Source organism: Massilia aurea (assembly GCF_040790145.1).
GTDB lineage: Bacteria > Pseudomonadota > Gammaproteobacteria > Burkholderiales > Burkholderiaceae_D > Telluria > Telluria aurea_C.
In genome coordinates, this window is sequence record NZ_JBFMMP010000016.1 from 40,769 (window position 1) to 61,821 (window position 21,053).

Genomic DNA, 21,053 nt, shown 5'->3' on the forward strand with positions numbered 1-21,053 from the left:
AAATGCACGCGATTACCACCGGCGCGTGCGCCGCCGTACAATGGGGGCATGGATACCTTGAACCTCGACAACGACACGCCCGACCATCCATACGCGCGCCTCGATCCCGCGACCGTGCTCGATGCGCTCGACAGCGTCGGCATGCACGGCGACGGCCGCCTGCTGGCGCTCAACAGTTACGAGAACCGCGTCTACCGCGTGGGCCGCGAAGAGGGCGAGCCGGTGGTGGTCAAGTTTTACCGGCCCGAGCGCTGGAGCGACGAGGCGATCCTGGAAGAACACGCATTCGTTGCCGAACTGGTCGAGAAAGAGATCCCCGTGGTGCCGGCCATTGATATCGGCGGGCGCACGCTGCACACCTTCGACGGCTTTCGCTTCTCGGTGTTCGACAGCCGGGGTGGGCGCGCGCCCGAGCTGGGCGACCCGGCGGTACTGGAATGGATCGGGCGCTTCATCGGCCGCATCCACGCGCAGGGCGCCGTCAAGCCGTATGCCCTGCGCCCGGCGCTCGACCCGGTCACGTTCGGCCGCGAGCCGTTCGACTGGCTGCGCAGTCACGATTTCGTGCCGCCCGAGTTGCTGCCGGCCTGGTCGAGCGTGATGGAGCAGGCGCTGGACGGCGTGGCGCGCTGCTATGAGCGCGCCGGCGAACTGCCGCTGCTGCGCCTGCACGGCGACTGCCATGGCGGCAATGTACTATGGACGCCGGACGGGCCGCACTTCGTCGACTTCGACGACAGCCGCATGGGGCCGGCGGTGCAGGACCTGTGGATGCTGCTGTCGGGCGAGCGGCAAGAGATGGTGGGCCAGATGGCCGACGTGCTGGCCGGCTACGAAGATTTTTGCGACTTTCACCCGCGCCAGCTGTATTTGGTCGAAGCGCTGCGCACGCTGCGCCTGATTCACTACGCGGCGTGGCTGGCGATGCGTTGGGACGACCCGGCGTTTCCGGCCGCTTTCCCCTGGTTCAATACCCAGCGTTATTGGCAAGACCGCATCCTCGAACTGCGCGAACAGGTCGCGCTCATGGATGAGCCGCCGCTGTGGCAGATGTAGCCGTTGCCGCGCGTGCCGGCAAACCGTCGAGCTGAGCCGTTATTGCCGCGCAGTTCGGCGTAGCAGGCCAGCCGGATTTGCCGGATAATCGAACAGACTGTCGCCCCGAAGAAGCCAGAGAGAGAATCCGCATGGAACCGAACCCAGCCCAACAAGACGACAACGACTTCACGATCGATCTGTCGCCGGCCGCCGGCGCGCTGGCGCCGACTGACGTGGTTTCGGTGCTGCCGGCTGAACCCGAGCCTGCCCGCGAACCTGCACCCCAGGGCCGCAAGCCGCTGGAAATGCGCGAGATCCAGGAGGCGATCGCGCGCGTCGAGGCTGAAGCCAAGGCCAATATCACGGCCGAGAGCCGCCACCACGCCGAAGCGCGCGCCCGCTCGCTGGCAGACGAACGCGCTGTGCTTGACGCGGCCGCCGCTGCCGCCGCGCAAGCCAATTCCCAGGCGTCTGAAGACGCCATTCTCGCCAACCGCGAGCGGCTCGACTCGCTGCGCGCCGCCGCGCAGGCGTCGAGCGAGCGACTCGAGGCGATCCGCCACGAAACCGCCGAGCTGCGCGCGCGCGTAAAAAGCGATACCGAAGTGCGGGTGGCCACCGAAGCACGGGCACGGCAAGAAGAAGAAGCGCGCCGCCGCGCCACCGCCCAGATCGAGGCCGAAGCCGAGCTAGCCGCCAAGGCCGCCCGCGCGGCCGACGAACTGGTCGTGCACACCGAGCAGGCGCGCCTGCAGGCGGTCGAACGGATGGCGGCAGTCGAGGCGGCGCGCGAAGAAGTGCAGCACAACGCCAGCGCCGACGCCCGCATCGCTATCCTGGCGCGCGAGCGCGAACGGGCCGAACGCTCCGCGCGCCAGACCGCCGAGAAGCTGGCCGAGGCCGAGGCCGAAGCGCTTGACCTGACCCAGCAGCGCGAGCGCGCCGACCAGATCGCGCTCACCTCGGCGTTTGCCCGCGCGGCGGCCGAAGCGCGCGCGCTCGAAGAAGCGCGCGCCTACGCCCACATCGAACAGGAGCGCGAAGCGATCGCGCTGGCGCAGGCCGAATCCGAACGCGTGGCCGGCCAGTCGCTGCGCATGCGCCTGCAGACCGAGAAAGAAATCCGCGACGCGGCCCTGCACCGTGAGCGGCAAGAACAGATGGCGGCGTCGAGCGCCGAAGCGCGGCGCGATGCCGAAACGCGCATCCTGGCGGCCACCGAAGCGCGCATCGAAGCCGACCGCAAGCTGCGCCTGGTGGCCGAAGACCGCGCCCGCGCCGAAGAAGAAGCGGGCGAGCAGGTGCAGGCGCGGCTGGAAGCCGAAGCCCAGGCTGCGCTCGACGCGCGCGAACGGGCGGCGGCCGACGAAGCGGCTGCGGCGGCAGCGCTGCGCGAAGCCGAAGAGCACCGGCGCGAGCGCGCGCTGGCCGACGAACGTGCGGCACTGGCGCAGGCCGCCGCTAGCGCGCAGGCCGCGTCGAACGACGACGAGGCGGCAGCGCTGGCGCTGGAAGCCGCACAAGTGCAACTGCTACAAGAGGCAGCGCAACTGGCGACGCAGCGACGCGAGCAGGCCGAGCGATTGGCGCAGGCCGAACACGAGCGCAAAGCGGCCGAGGTGCAGGCCCTGGCCGCACTGGAACAGAAAATCGCCGCCGAGCACGAACTGACGCTGGCTGCGCAAGCACGCGGCGAAGCCGAAGCGGCGGCTGCGGCGGCGCTGCACGCCAAGGCGCAGGCCGAACGGCGCATCGAAGAAGCCCAGCGCGCCGCCTGGGAAGCGCAGCAGGCGCAGGCCGACGCGGCGATCGAAGAAGCATCGCAGGCCGAGACTGCGGCTGCGGCGCAGCAGGCGCACACGCGCCGCGCGGCGGAGCTGGCCCAAGCCCAGGCCGAACGGGCCGAGGTCGAGCAGCAGCAAGTGGCCCTGACCGAGCAGGCGATTGCCGCCGAACGCGACGCGACCAGGGCTGCGCGCGAGGCGCTGGTGCTGGTCGAGCGCAAGCTGGCCGCGCAGCGCGAACAGGCCGCCTTCGATACCCGCGCCAATGAGGCGCAGGCGGCGCGGCTGGCGTCCGAGCAGGCGGCGGCGCAGGCAGCCGAGTCGCGCGCCGACGCCGAGGAGGCGCAGGCCGCCATGGCGCGCGAACGCGAACTGGCCGAGCAGGCAGCGGTACAGGCGGCGGTGGAAAAACGCGAAGCGCAGCGGGCGCTGCTCGAGCACGCGCAAGAGCACGCCGAAATGCAACGCAAGGCGGCGCACGCCACACAGCAGATGGCCGACGCGCGCAAGCAGCTGGTCAATCTGGAAAGCCGGCGTCAGGATGACGACGCGGCCGAGTTGGCCGCCACCCAGCGCGCCATCGGCGAGCGCAAGGTGGAAGCAGGGCAGCGCTCGGTATCGGCGGATCTGACGCGCGAAGTGCTGGGCCGGTTCAAGCAGTCGCAGGCCAGGGCAGGCGACACGTCGGCGGCGCAGGCGGCGGCCAGGCTGGCGGAAGTGATTGCGACGCAGCGGGAGCTGGATGGGGATCGCAAGCAGGAGCCTGAGTGACAGGTGGTGCGCTGATTGCACCTGCGCCCGGAAAACGTCGTTCCCGCCTCCGCGCACTGCTGTCCGGAATATTCATACGTAAAACTATGCACGTCATTCCCGCGCAGGCGGGAATCCAAGTGAAGTCACAGAATGTTCATGCTTTTGCGTGACCCGAACGCTCATCGAAGGTCGATTTTTAGGCCGCTAGCCGGCGACACTTAGGTTCCCGCCTACGCGGGAACGACGTGGTGGTGTGCTTACTGCGCGGCTGCCGGTTGCGCTGCTGCAACCGCCGGTGCCTGGCTCGGCGACACCGGATCATCCGGCCCACCCGCCACCTTCGACACATAGTACTCGGTCTCGCCAAAGCAGCTGGTCGGCACGCCCTTGTGCTGCTCATACGTTACCTGCACGCGCTTGCCCATGCTTGCCTGCAAGCTCGGGACGACGGCTTCATCGCGCACGGTAAACGCGAAGCGCTCGGGAATCGCGCCCGGCATGCTCGATAGTAAAATTTCGCCTTCCCAGGTCTTGCACAACCAGCCGACCTTCGAGAATTTCTGCAGATAGCCCGCCCGTTCGCCTTCCGAGTACGACCAGTTCAGGGTGAACCAGGTGTAGCCCGCACCCAATACAGCGACGACGGCGATGAGGGACAACAGGATGGCGGTGGTGCGCTTGGGTTTCGGCATGATTGGGCAGGTCGATCAAAAAGTGATTGGGAGTTTCAAAGTTGCAACGCAAAAGCGGTGCGCGCCCATTCTGCCATGCCTTGCCTCAATCGCAAACCGCATTCCCTTTCACGTGGCCAGCCGCCGGCGATACCGTATTGACGACCACAGCGACACGAGAATGAACGCCAGCCCGGACAGCCCGGTGAACCATTCCGGAATGTGATAGTGCACGCTGGCGAACATGATCAGCGCGAGGATGCCGATGGCATAGTGCGCGCCGTGTTCGAGATAGACAAACTCTTGCAACGTGCCCTTGTAGACCAGGAATACGGTCATCGAGCGCACGAACATCGCGCCGATGGCCAGCCCCAGCATGATGATGACGACGTCGTTGGTGATGGCGAACGCGCCGATCACGCCATCGAAGCTGAACGACGCGTCGAGCACCTCGAGGTACAGGAAGCCCCCGATGCTGCCCTGCGAAATCATGGCCCCCACCGATGGATCGTGTTCTTTCTCTTCCAGCAGGTTACTGAGCCACTTCACCGCTATATAGATCAGCACGCCCGTCACGCCGGCGATCAGCACGGCCAGCTTGCGCGCTTCAGGCATCAGGCTCATGGCCATGATTACGCACAGCAGCGTAAGCAGCACGGCCAATCCTTCGGTGCCGTATTTGCCCACCCTGGCCTCGAACCAGTCGAACCAGTGCAGGTCTTTCTCTTCGTCGAACAGGAAGTTCAGGAACACCAGCATCAGGAAGGCGCCGCCGAACGATGCGACTTCGGCGTGGTGCTCGGTGAGGTTGCGCGAATATTCATTGGGATTGTCGATCGCCATATGCCAGACGTCGGGCAGGCCCAGCCCGGTTGCGGCCGCCACGATCACGAGCGGGAACAGCAGTCGCATTCCGAACACCGCCACCAGGATGCCGACAGTGAGGAACAACTTGCGCCAGAACTCGTTCCAATGCTTGAGCACCGAGGCGTTGACGACGGCATTGTCGAAAGAAAGCGACACTTCGAGTACGCCCAGGATGGCCGTGATCCACAGGGCTTGCAGCAGGCCTGGCCAGCCCCGGTGCGCGTATCCCCACCAGCCGGCCAGCACCATGAGGACCGCCGTGACGATGAAGGACCACCGGAAATGCCGCATACGCGCCTCTTGTGTGTATTTACCCGTTGAGACAATATTACCGTGTCCTGTCCAAAATGGGCGATTGCGAAAGTCGCCCGCTGAGCCTTGCTTCTGAGATAATTCTGGCCAGCATTTTCACTCGAAGAAAACCCATGGAATTCATTTATCTCGTCACACCGGTTTTGACCTGGATGGTGGTCGGCCCAATCAAGTTTCTCATTTCCAGTGTCCGCTACCGGCGCTGGGCGTTCGACCTCGTCGGCAATGGCGGCTTTCCGAGCAACCACAGCGCCGTCGTGTCCAGCATGGCCACGCTGATCGCGCTGCGCGAGGGCATGGGGCATCCCGCCTTTGGCGTGGCCGTCACGCTCGCCTTTATCGTCATGATCGACGCCAACAGCCTGCGCCAGCACGTCGGCCGCCACGCCGTCACGCTCAACCGCCTGCACGATGGCAAACAAGACTATGTGATCCTGCGTGAGCGCATGGGCCATACGCGTTTTGAAATCGCCGGCGGCATCCTGACCGGCATCGGCATGGGCTTCTTGCTCTACACCGTCCTGGGCGGGGGCTTCTGATGTATGTACGGGATGCGGCCGTCACGCATCCCGGCGGACGTCCGGGCGTCCACACCTTGTCCGTTTTCTATTACGTTTCATCCCGGACGGCGTGCAGCTCATCGCCAAATTCCGCACTTCATCCATCGAATTCGGCAATACACAGGTTCGTCAATTGACGCTGCTGGAGACCTCCTGAATACTGCGCGCTGGATGTATCTGAGCTTATTTTTATAAAAACACCGAGTCCATTTCCGGAGAATCACAATGCTGCGCAAAACACTCCTCGTTCTAGCCATCGCATCAAGCCTCGTCGCTTGCGGCAAGGATTCCAAAGCCCCCGAGGGCAAGGACAACAAGCCGACGCAATTGACGGTGGCGCAAGAGGACGTGTTGACGATCCAGAGCGCATCGGTCTCTTCGGGCCCGGTGATCACCGGCTCGATCGAGCCCGAGCGCCGCGCCGACCTGCGCGCCGAAGTCTCGGCGATCGTGCTGCAGGTACTCAAGGAAAACGGCGAACCGGTAAAGCGCGGCGACGTGCTGGTGCGCCTCGATGAAACCTCGATCCGCGACACCCTGATGTCGGCCGAGGACACCCAGCGCGCCGCATCGCTTGCGGTCGACCAGGCCAATCGCCAGCTCGAGCGCCTGAAAACGCTGAGCGCGTCGGGCATGACGTCGGCCAAGGCGCTCGACGACGCCGAAATGGCGCGCAATAACGCGCTGAGCGAACTGTCGAGCTCCCGCAGCCGCGTGGCCACCGCGCGCCAGCAACTGGCCCGCACGACGGTGCGCGCACCGTTCGACGGCATCGTCTCCGAGCGCAAGGTGTCCAATGGCGACACCGCCACCATCGGCAAGGAACTCGTCAAGGTGATCGATCCGACCAGCATGCGCTTCGAAGGCGCGGTGTCGGCCGACTCGGTCAGCACCGTCAAGATCGGCCAGAAGGTCAGTTTCCGCGTCAACGGCTACGCGAACCAGACGTTCTCCGGCGTGGTCAAACGGATCGACCCGGCTGCCAATCCGGTCACGCGCCAGGTCGAGGTGCTGGTGGGCTTCGTCGATAACGCGCAGCCGCGCGTGGCCGGCCTGTACGCCGAAGGGCGTGTCGACGCCGCCGCGACCGATGCGCTGATGCTGCCCGAGAGCGCGCTGGTGCGCGTGGGCGACGCCAGCCACACCTGGCGCATCAAGGACAAGACGCTCTCCAAGGTCAAGCTGGTGGTCGGCGCGCGCGACGCCCGCACGGGCAATGTCGAGATCAAGCAGGGCCTCGCAGCCGGCGACGTCGTGCTGCGCTCGCCGACGTCGAACCTGAAAGACGGCCAGAAGGTCGACATGCCGAACGCCCGCGTGGCCAGCGCCACCGGCGCCGGCGCCGGTGCGGTCCAGGGCAAGTAATCCAGGAACATCCAAGGAAAACCCATCATGTTCCTGTCCAATTTTAGTGTCAAAAAACCGGTCGCCACGATCGTCATCATCGTCGCGATGATGGCCATTGGCCTGCTGGCCCTGTCCAAGCTGAAGGTCAACCAGGAGCCGGACGTCGAGATCCCGATCATCGTGGTCCAGATTCCGTATCCGGGCGCCTCGCCCGAAACCGTCGAGCGCGAGGTCGTCAACCGCCTCGAAAAACAGATGCAGGCGATCCAGGGCGTCAAGGACGTCAATTCCACCTCGAACGAAGGCAGTGCATCGATCTGGATGGAGTTCGACTTCAACCGCGACCTGATCGAGGCGTCCGACGACGTGCGCAACGCGATTGCGGCGGTGCGCTACAAGCTGCCGATCGAGATGCGCGAACCGGTATTGCGCCGGGTCGATCCGTCGGCGCAGCCGATCATGTCGCTGGCGCTGTCGTCGAGCAGCCAGAGCCATGCCGAAATCTCGCGCTATGCCGAAGACGTGCTGGCCGACGAATTCCGCGCCATCGACGGCGTGTCGACCGTGGTCGTCAACGGCGCCCTGCGGCGCGAACTGTCGGTGCTGCTGCGCGCCGAGAAGCTGAGCGAATTCAATGTCTCGGCGACGGACGTCACCAATGCGCTGCGCAACGGGAATACCAATGCACCGGTCGGCAAGCTGCGTAGCGAACTCGACGAGAAAGGCATTCGCCTGGTCGGGCGCATCGAGCGGCCCGAGGATTTTTCGCAGATCGTCGTCAAGCGTAACGGCGACCAGATCGTGCGCCTGAACCAGGTGGCCGAGATCCAGGATGGTTTTGCCGACATCAATACGCTGTCGGTCCGTAGCGGCAAGCCCAACGTTGGCCTGCAAATCTCCCGTTCGCGCGATGCCTCGACGGTGTCGCTGGCCAAGCGCGTCCACGAAGTGGTCGAGAAACAAAGCAAGCTGCTCCCGAGCGGGACCAAGCTCGAAGTCGTGCGCGACGGCGGCAAGGATGCCCAGTCGAGCCTGAACAACGTGATCGAAGCGCTGGTGCTGGGCGCCGTGCTGACCGTGTTCGTCGTGTATGCCTTCCTCAATTCGTGGCGCTCGACCTTGATTACCGCGCTGGCCCTGCCGACGTCGGTGCTGGCCGCCTTCATCGCGGTCTGGCTGTGCGGCTTCACGCTCAACTTCATGACGCTGCTGGGCCTGTCGCTGGCGATCGGCGTGCTGATCGACGATGCAATCGTGGTGCGCGAAAACATCGTGCGCCATATGGAAATGGGCGCCGACCGCCGCACCGCCGCGCTCGAAGGCACGGCCGAAATCGGCATGGCGGTGGCCGCGACCACGTTCTCGATCATGGCCGTGTTCGTGCCGGTTGCATTCATGCCCGGCATCTCCGGCGAATGGTTCCGGCCGTTTGCGCTCACCGTGACCTGCTCGGTGATCGTGTCGCTGTTCATTTCGTTCACACTCGACCCGATGATGTCGGCTTACTGGGGCGATCCGCCGGATCACCACAGCGCGCCCAAAAAAGGCATTGGCCGCGTGCTCGACCGCTTCAACGCGTGGTTCGACCACCAGGCCGACCGCTACGGTCGCGTGATCGCCTGGGCGCTGCATCACCGTCGCTGGATGGCCGTGCTGGCCGTCGCCAGCCTGATCGGAGCGATGGCCATGCACCACTTCTTTGGTGGATCGAGCTTCCTGCCCAAGCAAGACTCGGGCAACCTGCAGATCGAGGTACGTGTACCGGCCTCGTCGTCCATCGAGTATGCGCGCCGCAAACTCGAGGCGGCAGCCGTGGCGGCCCGCACGCTGCCCGAAACCAGGGACACCAACAGCAACGTCAATCTCAGCGGTGGCACGATCTACGTCGACATCGGCAAGCGCGGCGAGCGCAAGCGCAGTGCATCCGACATCGCCATCGACCTGCGCGCCAGGATCAGTGGCCTGGTCGGCGCCGAATACACGGTCATCGATGACCTTGGCGGCAACGGCAAGCCGGTCCAGATCGAGTTTACCGGTCCCGATTCGCGCAAGCTCATGGACCTGACCACGGCGTACATGGAAAAGCTGCGCGAAGTACCGGGCGCGGTGGACGTCGCGCTGTCCGAGCAAGACCCGAAGAACGAACTGCAGATCGTGCTCGACCGCGGTCTGGCCAACGCCATGGGCATCTCGGTCGGCGACGCGGCGCAATCGCTGCGGGTGGCGTTTGCCGGCATCGAAGTGGGCGACTGGGTCGATCCGACCAGCGAGACCCGCGACGTCGCCGTGCGCCTGCACCCTGATGACCGCGTCAATACCGACAGTATCGAGCGCCTGCCGATCTCGGTCTCGGGCACCGGCATGATGGTGCCGCTCGAACAGATCGCCACGATCACGATGGGCAAGGGCCCGTCGGCGATCCGCCACAAGAACGGCGAGCGCATGATCACCGTGTCGGCCAATGCCCAGGGCCGTTCGGCCGGCGAAGTCACGGCCGACGCCATGAAACTGGCGAAAACCTTCGACTTCCCGCCGGGCTACGGCCTGGCGCTGGGTGGTTCGGGTGAAGACCAGCAAGAGCTGTTCGGTGAAATGCTGATCGCGCTGTTCTCGGGCATCGCGCTGATGTACCTGATCCTGGTGATGCAGTTCGGTTCGTTCACCGCGCCGATCGGCGTGATGTTGTCGCTGCCGCTGTCGCTGATCGGCGTGGTGCTGGCGCTGATCATCACCAAGAACACGCTCAACCTGATGAGCATGATCGGTATCCTGATGCTGATGGGCCTGGTGGCCAAGAACGCGATCCTGCTGCTCGACGCGGCCCGTGCGCTGGAGCACGAAGGCATGGACCGCGAAGAAGCGCTGATGGCGGCCGGGCGCAAGCGCCTGCGCCCGATTTTGATGACCACTTTCGCGCTGATCGCCGGCATGCTGCCGGTGGCGCTGGCCCTGGGCGACTCGGGCGAGTTCTACCAGCCTTTGGCCATCTCGATCATCGGCGGCACGATCACCTCGACCATCCTGACGCTGCTGGTGGTGCCAACCTTCTATGACAGCATCGAGATCGCCCGCGACCGCATGGTGGCCAAGTACGGCCGCCGCGCCGAGCGCCGCAACGCGCTGGTGGCGTTCCTGATGACGTTCGTCGAAGCCATCCTGGCGCTGACCCTGGTGCGCCTGGTGTACCGCCTGATCGTGCGTGCCGGTCGCTTCGTGACCGGCCGCGGCCGCGGCAAGGCGATGCCGGCCTGATCCGCCGGGCAGGGTGGGACAAGCCGCCCTGTCAGATTCACCCGACACGGCCAGCCTCGCGCTGGCCGTGTTGTATTCACGCCTGGTTCTGGTAGTTGGGTTGCCGCCGCAAAATAGCGTCTCGGCAACCAATGGGTACATTGTTATGGTCTAATAGCGGGTGTTTTGTCACGCTTTTCGCCTCCAGGCTGCGTTGACAAGCGTCGCGTGCTCCCAGAAAACGACACGTCGCGCCTCCTTTTTCATCCGTAAGGTCCAGTCCCATGCCCGCAGCCCAGCCCATCGCCGTGTCCACCAGTGACGACCTGAACTGGCTCGCTGGCGGCGGAGAAATGGGTGAGCTGATCCGTAACATGGACTGGTCTGCTACCGCCCTGGGGCCGCTGTCCGAATGGCCGCAAAGCCTGCGCACCTCGGTCAGCCTGTGCTTGTCGTCGACCTTCCCGATCCTGGTCTGCTGGGGCCCGGACGACATCCAGATCTACAACGACGCCTACCGCCCGATCTGCGGCGACCTGCATCCGGCGGCAATGGGCGCGCCGTTCAAGGTGGTCTGGGCCTCGGCCCTGCCGGTGGTGGGCGCCGCCTTCGAGCGCGCGCACCAGGGCGAGGGCGCCTACATCAAGGACCAGCAGATGTTCCTCGATCGCAGCGGCTACCTCGAAGAAGCGAACATGACGTTCTCGTTCTCGCCGATCCGCGATGAATCCGGCGCGGTCGGCGGCGTGTTCCACCCGATCACCGAAACGACAGCCCAGGTGCTGGGCGCACGCCGCAGCAAGGGCTTGCGCGACCTGACCGCCAGCCTGGCGATGACGCGCTCGATCGATGACATCGGCGCGCAACTGGCGACGCACTGCGCGTACATGACCGCCGACGTGCCGTTTCTGCTGTTCTATCAGATCGATGGCGACACCGGCACGCTGGCGCTGCGCGGGAGTGCCGGCCTGGCGCCGGACAACCCGCTTGCCCCGGTGTCGACGGCGTTCGACGACAGCGTCTGGCCGTTTGCCCGCTGCGGCGCCTCGCACGCCGTCGAACAGGTCGACGATGTCGCGGCGCGGCTGGGCAGCTTCGTGTGCGGCCCGTACGACGACGCGCCGCGTTCGGCGCTGGTGGTGCCATTGACCTTGCCCGGCCAGCAGGAGCTGTTCGGCTTCGTCGTGGCCGGTGTCAGCGTGCGGCGCGCGCTCGACGCCGAGTACCGCAATTTCTACGAACTGCTGGGCGCCGCAGTGAATACCGCCGTGGGCAATGTCATCGCCTATGAACAAGAGCAGCGCCGCGCCGAAGAACTGGCCAAGATCGACCGCGCCAAGACGGCGTTCTTCTCGAACGTGTCGCACGAATTCCGCACGCCGCTCACGCTGATCCTGGGGCCGCTCGACGATGCGCTGGCCGATGCGCCCGAAACGATGAGCGCGGCCCAGCGCGAGCGCGTCGAACTGACGCACCGTAACTCGCTGCGCCTGCTCAAGCTGGTCAACTCGCTGCTCGACTTTTCGCGCATCGAGGCCGGCCGCGTGCAGGCCAGCTACATCCCGGTGGATCTCGCGCGCCTGAGCGTCGACCTGGCCGGCGTGTTCGAATCGGCCATGGCCAAGGGCGGGCTGCGATATCACGTCGATCTCCAGCCGCTGCCGCAGCCGGTGTTCGTCGACCGCGACATGTGGGAAAAGATCGTCTTCAACCTGCTGTCGAATGCCTTCAAGTTCACGCTCCAGGGCAGCGTCACGGTCACCTTGCGCGAGCACGCCGGCATGGCGCGCCTGTCGGTGCAGGACACCGGCACCGGGATTCCCGAGCACGAACTGCCGCGCATGTTCGAGCGCTTCCACCGCATCGAAGGCGCGCCGGGCCGGACCTACGAAGGCACCGGCATCGGCCTGGCGCTGATCCAGGAACTGGTGCGCCTGCATGGCGGGACGATCGCCGTGGCGAGCACCTTCGGCGAAGGCACACGCTTTGACGTCGATCTGCCGTTCGGCGACGCGCACCTGCCGCCGGACCATATCCTGCAGGCGCCGGACGCCATGGCAGACCGCCAGCGCATGGGCGCCGCCTTTGTCGAAGAAGCGCTGCGCTGGCTGCCGGACTTGCCGGAGGCCGCGGCGCAGGATGCTGACATCGATGTGCTGGTGGTCGCGCCGGGCGACGCCCGTCCGCGCATCCTGGTCGCCGACGATAACAACGACATGCGGGCCTACCTGAAGTCGCTGCTCGAGCCGCATGCCGACGTGCGCGCGGTGGCCGACGGCCTGGCCGCCTACGAGGCAGCGCTGCAAGACCCGCCCGACCTGCTGCTGTCGGACGTGATGATGCCGCGCCTGGACGGCTTCGGCCTGATCGCCAGGGTGCGCGCCAGCGAGTCGCTGCGCCACCTGCCGGTGATGCTGCTGTCGGCGCGCGCCGGCGAAGAAGCCAAGGTCGAGGGCCTGCAGGCCGGCGCCGACGATTACCTGGTCAAGCCGTTTTCGGCCAACGAACTGCTGGCGCGCATCCGCACCCAGGTGGCGCTCGGGCGCGAGCGGCGCCAGAACGAGCGCGACGCGCAGGCGCGCGAAGCCCATGTGCGCGCATTGATCGATGCGTCGCCCGCGATGCTCTGGACCACCGACAACGACGGCCTGTGTACCTACCTGAGCCAGCGCTGGTACGACTACACGGGCCGCACGCCGGAGCAGGATCTTGGCATGGGCTGGCTCGAGAACGTGCACCCGGACGACGGGCCCCGCTCGGGCGAGATCTTCCTGGCCGCGAATGCGGCGCGCCAGCCGTTCTCGTTCGACTACCGCCTGCGCTGCCATGACGGCAGCTACCGCTGGTTCATCGACGCCGGCTTGCCGCGCGTGAATGCGGCCGGCGAGCCAGACGGTTACGTCGGCACCGTGATCGATGTCCACGCGCGCAAGCTGTTGCAGGAACGCTTCGAGCGGGTGTCCGAGGCGGGCGATATCGGCGTCTGGTATGCCGATATGCCGTTCACGCATTTCCAGATCAATGCCGAGATGGCGCTGCACTTCGGCGTCGACATGGGGCGCCCCACCTCGGTCGAGGAACTGCTGGCGGCGGTCGATCCGGAAGACCGCGACCGCCTGGCCGTGAGCGTCGAGCATGCGGTGCGCGCCGGCGCGCCGCTCGATCTCGAATTTCGCACGCTGGCCGCGTCGGGCGATGGCACGCCGCGCTGGCTGCGGGCCATCGGCTGGTGCGGCCTGGACAAGCATGGCCGGCCCGAGCGCTTCGACGGTGTCACCCTCGACATCGACAGCCAGAAGCATGCCGAGCAGGAGCTGCATCGCCTGGCGCGCGAACTGGGCGCGAAGAACCGGGCGCAGAGCGACTTCCTGTTCACGCTGGCGCACGAGTTGCGTAATCCCCTGGCCCCGATCCGCTCGGGTCTGGAGCTGATGCGTGTCGGCGCGGCAAGCGGCGACGTGCAGGCGATCATGCGGCGCCAGGTCGATCACATGGTGCACCTGGTGGACGATTTGCTCGACATGGCGCGCCTGGCCGAAGGCAAGGTCACGCTGCGCTGCGAGCGCGTGCTGCTGGCCGACGTGGTGCGCGAAGCGGTCGACATGAGCATGCCGCTGGTCGATGGCGGGCGGCATGCGCTCTGCGTGAACCTGCCGGCCGAACGTGTGAGCCTGCACGCCGACCGCCATCGCGTGGCGCAGATCCTCAGTAACCTGATCAATAACGCGGCCAAGTACACGCCGCCGGGGGGCGCGATCGAGGTCCGGGCGCGCCTCGAGAACGCCGAAGTGGCGATCACGGTGCTCGACAACGGCATCGGTATCGCCGCCAACGCCCTGGAAGCCGTGTTCGACATGTATGCGCAGGCGCATGCCGGCGCCGAGATGGCGCAGGGCGGGCTGGGCGTGGGCCTGAACCTGGTGCAGCGCCTCGTGAAGCTGCATGGCGGCCGGGTCGCCGCCGCCAGTGGCGGGGTCGGGCTGGGCAGCCAGTTCACGGTCTGGCTTCCATTGCCGGCCGACAGCGCCGAGCCGCAGGCCCCGATCGCGGTCGCCGCCCCGCAGGCGGCACAGGCCGAACCGGGCGCGCTGCGCATCCTGGTGGTAGACGACAACGTCGATGCGGCCGAGACGCTGCAGGCGCTGCTCGAGATGAACGGCCATGTAGTGACTGCCGTGCACGACGGCGCCACGGCGCTGCTGCAGGCGGCGGCGCTGCTGCCGCAGGTCGTGTTTCTCGATATCGGGCTGCCCGACATGACCGGCTACGATGCCGCCGAAGCGATGCGGCGCATCGCGGGCATGGAACGGGCGACGCTGATCGCGCTGACCGGCTGGGGCGCGGAGCAGGACCGGCGCCGGTCAAGCCAGGCGGGGTTCGATCATCATTTGACCAAGCCGGCCGATTTCGGGATCGTGGAGGGATTGATTCGGGATGTGGCAGAGCGTCACTTGGACGCTTGAATTCCGACTGGCCCAAAAACGCATAGCCCGGCTAATAGCCGGGCTGCGATGCTGCACCGGACTCGCCCCGGGCAGCAGGGCGACGTTCGGTGAGTTGACCAGGATTACTGGCCGGTGGTGCCGGTTGGTGGCGGCGTGGTGGTGGTCGCTGGATCGGTGGTCTGCGGGCTGGTGGCGCCTTCTGCAGTGCCGGTCGAGCCCGTGGTGCCGGTAGCGCCGGTCATGCCGCTCGAGCCAGCCGCGCCCGTGGTATCGGTGGTGGTGCCGGTGGTGCCTGCGGCGCCGGTGCCCATGTCGCCCGTACCGGTGGTGCCGGTGCCGGTTGCGCCGGCGCCGGTGTCACCCATGGTGCCGGTGGCGCCCGAGGTGCTGCTTGGGGTGGTGGCGGTGGTGTCGGCCGGGACCGTGGTGGTGGCCGTTTCGTCTTTCTTGCACGCGCCCAGCAGGGTTGCCAGCACGGCGGCGGTCAACAGGATTTTTGGTGCCTTGGTCATTGCATTCATTTTTTCGCTCCTCGATTGACGTCTATGTAAGTGCCGGCAGCCCAAGTATTTATTTGGGAAACTACCGGCGCCAGGTCAGTTCCACCGTCACGCGGTGGGTTTCAGGTGAAACGTGGAGGGTACCGACGCTAACCGCGGCCCTCAGTGCGAACTTGACTCAACTTCAATGCATCTGTGTCAATTAGACCGCAAGCCCGACTGCTGGTTCGTTAGATACCGCACACTTGTCGGAATTGGTGACATTATTTACACACTCGCTGTGACATTCGGTGATTCATGGAACCATCGCCACGCCGCCTGGCGCGGCCCCGGCCGCACCGGCTGCAAACGTGTTTTGATTACCAAGTTGCGCCAGCAATGCCGGCACCTCCATGGAAATTTCGCGCGCCAGATAACCGATGGGGCCCAGTCGCTGCGCCAGCCGGTCGCCGGCGCGCGCATGCAGCGCCACGCCCCAGCAGGCGGCCTGCGTTTCGCTGGCGCCGCGCGCCAGCAAGCCGGCGATGATGCCGGCCAACACGTCGCCCGAACCCGAACTGGCCAGCCCGATATTGCCGGCGCCTTCGTGCTGCCACAGCGTGCCGTCGGGCGCGGCGATCACCGTGCGCGCGCCCTTGAGTGCGATGACGGCGTTCCAGTCGCGCGCCGCCGCCAGGGCCGGCGCGTCGGGCAGGCCGACGATGCAATCCTTGTCGATCCCGGTCAGGTGCGCCATTTCGCCGCAGTGCGGCGTCATGATGACGGGGCGCGCAAAGCGCATCGGCGCGCTTTCGGACGCGTCGTGCGGCCGATGCAGCAGCACGTCCATGGCGCAGGCGTCGAGCACCAGGCCCACGCCGGCGTCGGCCAGGCGCGGCAGCAAGGCATGCACCAGATGCGCGGTGCTGGCCGGGTCGCGCATGCCGGGGCCGACCAGCACGGCGTCGACGCGATCGGTCAGCGGGTCGAGGCTGGCCAGCGCGTCCAGGCTGAAGCCATCGGTGTCGTGCTCGCTCAGGCCGATCACGCGCGCCTCGGGCATGGCCAGCGCCACCAGCTGCGCCACGCTGGCGCCGGTGGCGATGGTCAGCTTGCCGGCGCCGGCGCGCAGCGCGGCCGTGGCGGCCAGGATGATGGCGCCCGGCATTTCGCGTGAGCCGCCGATGATCAGGATATGGCCGCGCAGTTCCTTGTCGCCCCCGGCACCGGGCTGCGGCAGAGGCCAGCCGGCCAGCAGGCCGGGGTCGACATCGTGTACCTTGCTCGCATCCATGGCGGGTGGCATTACGCGTTGGGAGCGGATGGCACGTCTTTGGCGACGGTGACTGGCGTGCCGGTCTCTTCGAGTGGCGCGACGAAGTTGACCAGGCGTACGGCCAGGTCGCCCCGCTTGCCGGCCTCGGGATCGAATCCGTACGACGTGACCGAGCAGTTCGGCACATCGCCGCTGCGGTCGAATTCCAGGATCTGCGCCTCGCTGAGGTGCTCGAACAGGTAGCGGAAGCAATTGACCGTGACCTGGTGCGCAACGATCAGCACACGCTCGCCGCAGAAGTCGCGTTCGAGCGAATCCATCACGCTGCGCAGGCGCAGGATGACGTCGCACCAGCTTTCGCCGCCGGGCGGACGAAAATAGAACTTGCCGACGTGGTGGCGCTGCTCATACAAATCGGGGAAATGGTGCGCGATGCCGTGCGTGGTCAGCCGGTCGAGCACGCCGAATTCTTTCTCGCGCAGGCGTTCGTCGGCGCGCACGCACAACAGGCCGTCGCGGTCGAGGTGGCGCATCACGAGATTGGCCGTTTCGGTGGCGCGCACATAGGGCGAATGCAGCACGACCGTCGGGCGCTGCTGGGCAGGGAGCGACGCGAACCAGGCGCCGAGGGCGGCGGACTGGCGCTCGCCGAGGTCGGACAGCGGCACATCGACGTCGCGCTCGGCGATGTCGATGCGGTGGCCCGCAGCCGCTTCAGCCAGGTCGCGCGCGACATTGCCGGCGCTTTGGCCATGCCGCACGAGCCAGATTTCTTGTGGCCATTTTTGTTCCATCGTGTCCGCCAAAAAGTTATCTTGGCGTCATCATAGATGGTTTCATGGCGGCGTCAGCGCACGATTGTCGGCGGGCCCGACGCCTGCAAGGGGGCGTCAGACGGCCCGCGCCTCGCTGTCCAGGTTGATCTCGGCATTGTCCTCGAACACCCGCATATCGGTCTGTTTCATGACCCGGCTGGTGACGCTGCCGGCGGCAATCGAGCCGCTGACATTGAGCGCCGTGCGGCCCATGTCGATCAGCGGCTCGACCGAGATGAGCAAGCCCGCAAGCGCCACCGGCAAGTCCATCGCCGATAGCACGATCAATGCCGCGAACGTCGCGCCGCCGCCCACGCCGGCCACGCCGATCGAGCCGAACGCGATGATCGCCAGCAGCGGCAACAGGAACGCGGCCGTGAACGGATCGACGCCAATCGTTGGCGCGATCATCACCGCCAGCATCGCCGGGTAAATGCCGGCGCAGCCGTTCTGGCCGATGGTGGCGCCGAATGACGCCGCGAAGTTGGCCGTACCCTCTGGCGTGCCGAGGCGCGCGGTCTGGGTCGCCACGCTCATCGGAATCGAGCCGGCGCTGGTGCGCGACGTGAACGCGAACACGAGCACCGGGAAAATTTTCTTCACGTAGCGCCAGGGATTGAGGCCACTGGCCGCGACCATCGCCAGGTGCACGCAGAACATCAGCGCCAGCGCCGCGTACGAGGCGACGACAAAGTTGAGCAGGCCCAGAATGTCTTGCCAGCTCGAGCTCGATACCACCTTGGCCATCAGCGCGAACACGCCGAACGGGGTCAGGCGCAGCACCAGCGTGACCATGCGCATCACGATCACGTGCGCCACATGCACGAAGTTGCTGAACGACGCGAACACTTCCGGCTTCTTGCCGGCGATGCCGGTGGCCGAGATGCCGATGAAGATCGCGAACACCACCACCGCGATGGTCGAGGTCTTGCGCGCGCCGGTCATGTCGAGGAACGGGTTGGTCGGGATGAACGACAGCAGCAGCGACGGCAGCGACAGTTCCTTGGCCGCTGCCAGGTTGCCCTGCATGTACTCGCCGCGCGCGACTTCGGCGGCGGTGGAGGTCAGGCCGACCGCCGTCAGGCCGAACAGCTTGGCCATCAGGATGCCGATCGAGGCCGCGACGATCGTCGTGATGAGCAGGATGCCGATGGTGAGCGTGCTGATCTTGCCGAGCGAGGATGCGTCGCGCAGTTTCAGGATGGCCTGGATGATCGACACCATGATCAGGGGAATGATGATCATCTGCAGCAGCTGGACGTAGCCGCTGCCGATCACGTTGAGCCAGGCATTGGTCGCCTTGATTTCCGGCCCCGCCACCTGATACACCGCTTGCATTCCGGCGCCGAGCACGACGCCCAGGCCCAGGCCGGCGAACACGCGCTTGGTAAATGACACGTGATTGGCCTGTAGTCGGTACAGCAGGACGCAAACGGCCAGGGCAATGGCCAGGTTCAACAGGACAGGGAGGGTCATAGAGGCTTCGATGGGGACAACGTGAACAATCGTGCCATTTTATCGACAAAGTTGCCCATTCACAGCGCGAATGTCATTTTTGCTTATACGTTTCGTGCAGCTTGCATAAGTGGCAAACCGCTGTTGATGTGCAGCGACGCATGGCTGGCGGTAACGCAAGAACCGTTGGGGCGCCTGTTCAATACTTCCCACAGGAAACCGAAAGTTTCTATAATTCAAAGGATCATCCCTCGATTCATTACAGGTCAGCCCAGCGAGCCATGTTCAAACATCTCAGCATCAAGTCGCGTCTTATCTTCGTCATCGCCTTTCTCGCCGTCGAACTCGTCGCCGGCGCGGTGATCGGCATCTACAACCTGGGCATCGCCAACGCCGAGCTCAAGCAGATGTACGATCACCGCCTGGTGGGCTTGAACCAGGTGGGACAGGTGACCCAGCTGATCACGGCGAACCAGCTGGCCGTGGCCAAGGCCGTCAACCTGGAAGACGCGGGCCAGCGCAGTGCCGCGATGGGCACGATCGACGCGAATATCGCCACGATCAACCAGATATGGGCGCAATACGCACAGTCCGTTTCGAGCGACACCGAGCGCGTGCTGGTCGAACAGTTCGCCGCGGCGCGCATGGCCTTCCTCGATGGTGGCCTGCAGCCGGCCGTGGCCGCGATCCGCGCCAATGACAATGCGCAGGCGGTGCAACTGCTGAACGGCCCGATGACGCAGCTGTACGTGCCGCTCAATGAGCTGGGCAACAGGTTGATCAAGGAGCAGCAGGACGCCGCGCTCACCGAATACCAGGCATCGCAATCGACCTTCGAGGTGGTGCGGGCAGTGTGCCTGGCCGGCCTGGCCTTCGGCGTCATCATGGCCGCGCTGGTGGGATATCTGCTGGTGCGCGCAATCGTGCGTCCGCTGGAGCGCGCCGTGGCGATCGCGGGCGCCGTGGCGCAGGGCGACCTGACCCAGACCATCGACGTCACGTCGAACGACGAGACCGGCCGCCTGCTGCAGGCGCTCAAGGACATGAACGATTCGCTCGTGCACATCGTCAGCCGGGTCCGCACCGGCACCGACAATATCGCCACCGCCTCTGGCGAAATCGCCGCCGGCAACCTGGATCTGTCGTCGCGCACCGAGCAGCAGGCCGGCTCGCTCGAGGAGACGGCGTCGTCGATGGAAGAACTGACGTCGACCGTCAAGCAGAACGCCGACAACGCGCGCCAGGCCAATGCGCTGGCCACGTCGGCGTCTGAAGTGGCAGGCAAGGGCGGCGCCGTGGTGGCGCAGGTGGTGCAGACAATGGGCGCGATCAATACATCGGCTACCCGCATCGTCGACATCATCGCCGTCATCGACGGCATCGCGTTCCAGACCAATATCCTGGCCCTGAACGCGGCCGTGGAAGCGGCACGCGCCGGCGAGCAGGGGCGCGGCTTCGCCGTCGTGGCGGGCGAGGTGCGCAGCCTGGCGCAGCGCAGCGCGGCGGCGGCCAGGGAAATCAAGGTCCTGATCGACGACTCGGTCGAGAAGGTGCACCACGGTTCCGAGCTGGTCGACCGCGCCGGCACGACGATGGCCGAGATCGTGCAAAGCGTGAACCGGGTGACCGACATCATGGCCGAAATCACCGCCGCCAGCCAGGAGCAGACGGCCGGCATCGAGCAGATCAACGGCGCCGTGGCGCAGATGGATCAGGTGACCACGCAGAACGCGGCGCTGGTCGAGCAGGCGTCGGCGGCGGCGTCGTCGTTGCAGGAAGAGGCAACCAAGCTGGCGCAGACCGTGGGCGCGTTCAAGCTGAATGCACCGGTGGCCGTCCGCACTGCGGTGGCGGTCAAGCCGCGGGTGGTTACTACCTTGCCGGCGGTGGTGCCGAAGGCGGTCGTGAAAGCAGCGAAAATGGCGCCGGTGAAGCCGAAGATGGATGCGGCGCCGGTTGCCAGGCCGAAGCAGGCCGAGACGGCAAACGTCGGCGACGGCTGGGAAGAGTTTTGATCGGC

General features: G+C 66.0%; 13 protein-coding genes. 7 read left to right on the forward strand and 6 right to left on the reverse strand.

Annotation, left to right across the window (positions count from 1 at the left end; translation table 11 throughout):
- The first annotated feature begins 48 nt into the window (after positions 1–48).
- Both AB2N08_RS18870 and AB2N08_RS18875 read left to right on the forward strand, forming a co-directional pair.
- Positions 49–1,056: a serine/threonine protein kinase gene (locus AB2N08_RS18870; protein WP_367612442.1), complete on the forward strand. Its 1,008-nt coding sequence runs from the start codon at positions 49–51 to the stop codon at positions 1,054–1,056.
- A 131-nt stretch (positions 1,057–1,187) separates the two neighbouring features.
- Positions 1,188–3,593: a hypothetical protein gene (locus AB2N08_RS18875; RefSeq protein ID WP_367612443.1), complete on the forward strand. Its 2,406-nt coding sequence runs from the start codon at positions 1,188–1,190 to the stop codon at positions 3,591–3,593.
- Between the two features lie 239 nt (positions 3,594–3,832).
- Here the strand turns inward: AB2N08_RS18875 and AB2N08_RS18880 are convergent, their stop codons facing one another.
- Entirely contained in the window at positions 3,833–4,267 is a 435-nt protein-coding gene (locus tag AB2N08_RS18880; RefSeq protein ID WP_367612444.1) for a hypothetical protein, read from the reverse strand.
- A gap of 108 nt (positions 4,268–4,375) precedes the next feature.
- Positions 4,376–5,404, reverse strand: coding sequence for a DUF475 domain-containing protein (locus AB2N08_RS18885; protein WP_367612445.1), 1,029 nt, complete (start codon positions 5,402–5,404; stop codon positions 4,376–4,378).
- Positions 5,405–5,538: 134 nt separating this feature from the next.
- Between AB2N08_RS18885 and AB2N08_RS18890 the strand changes: the two genes are divergently transcribed.
- The 4 genes from AB2N08_RS18890 to AB2N08_RS18905 all read left to right on the forward strand — a co-directional run bounded on the left by AB2N08_RS18890 (position 5,539) and on the right by AB2N08_RS18905 (position 15,026).
- Positions 5,539–5,964, forward strand: coding sequence for a divergent PAP2 family protein (locus AB2N08_RS18890; RefSeq protein ID WP_367612446.1), 426 nt, complete (start codon positions 5,539–5,541; stop codon positions 5,962–5,964).
- Positions 5,965–6,210: 246 nt separating this feature from the next.
- Positions 6,211–7,350 carry an efflux RND transporter periplasmic adaptor subunit gene (locus AB2N08_RS18895; RefSeq protein WP_367612447.1) on the forward strand — a complete coding sequence of 380 codons (1,140 nt, stop codon included), beginning with the start codon at positions 6,211–6,213 and terminating at the stop codon, positions 7,348–7,350.
- Between the two features lie 27 nt (positions 7,351–7,377).
- Entirely contained in the window at positions 7,378–10,584 is a 3,207-nt protein-coding gene (locus AB2N08_RS18900) for an efflux RND transporter permease subunit (RefSeq protein ID WP_367612448.1), read from the forward strand.
- 263 nt (positions 10,585–10,847) lie between these two features.
- Positions 10,848–15,026 carry an ATP-binding protein gene (locus tag AB2N08_RS18905; RefSeq protein ID WP_367612449.1) on the forward strand — a complete coding sequence of 1,393 codons (4,179 nt, stop codon included), beginning with the start codon at positions 10,848–10,850 and terminating at the stop codon, positions 15,024–15,026.
- 104 nt (positions 15,027–15,130) lie between these two features.
- Here the strand turns inward: AB2N08_RS18905 and AB2N08_RS18910 are convergent, their stop codons facing one another.
- The 4 genes from AB2N08_RS18910 to AB2N08_RS18925 form a co-directional block, all read right to left on the reverse strand.
- The gene (locus AB2N08_RS18910) at positions 15,131–15,529 is read right to left on the reverse strand and encodes a hypothetical protein (RefSeq protein ID WP_367612450.1); all 399 of its coding nucleotides are present in this window, start codon (positions 15,527–15,529) and stop codon (positions 15,131–15,133) included.
- 274 nt (positions 15,530–15,803) lie between these two features.
- Positions 15,804–16,793 carry an NAD(P)H-hydrate dehydratase gene (locus tag AB2N08_RS18915; protein WP_367612451.1) on the reverse strand — a complete coding sequence of 330 codons (990 nt, stop codon included), beginning with the start codon at positions 16,791–16,793 and terminating at the stop codon, positions 15,804–15,806.
- Positions 16,793–17,557: a histidine phosphatase family protein gene (locus AB2N08_RS18920; protein ID WP_367612452.1), complete on the reverse strand. Its 765-nt coding sequence runs from the start codon at positions 17,555–17,557 to the stop codon at positions 16,793–16,795. The genes AB2N08_RS18915 and AB2N08_RS18920 overlap by 1 nt, the downstream gene beginning before the upstream one ends.
- A gap of 96 nt (positions 17,558–17,653) precedes the next feature.
- The gene (locus AB2N08_RS18925; RefSeq protein ID WP_367612453.1) at positions 17,654–19,054 is read right to left on the reverse strand and encodes an L-cystine transporter; all 1,401 of its coding nucleotides are present in this window, start codon (positions 19,052–19,054) and stop codon (positions 17,654–17,656) included.
- A gap of 260 nt (positions 19,055–19,314) precedes the next feature.
- On the opposite strand from AB2N08_RS18925, the gene AB2N08_RS18930 reads away from it, so the two are divergent.
- Positions 19,315–21,048, forward strand: coding sequence for a methyl-accepting chemotaxis protein (locus AB2N08_RS18930; protein ID WP_367612454.1), 1,734 nt, complete (start codon positions 19,315–19,317; stop codon positions 21,046–21,048).
- Positions 21,049–21,053 lie beyond the last annotated feature (5 nt).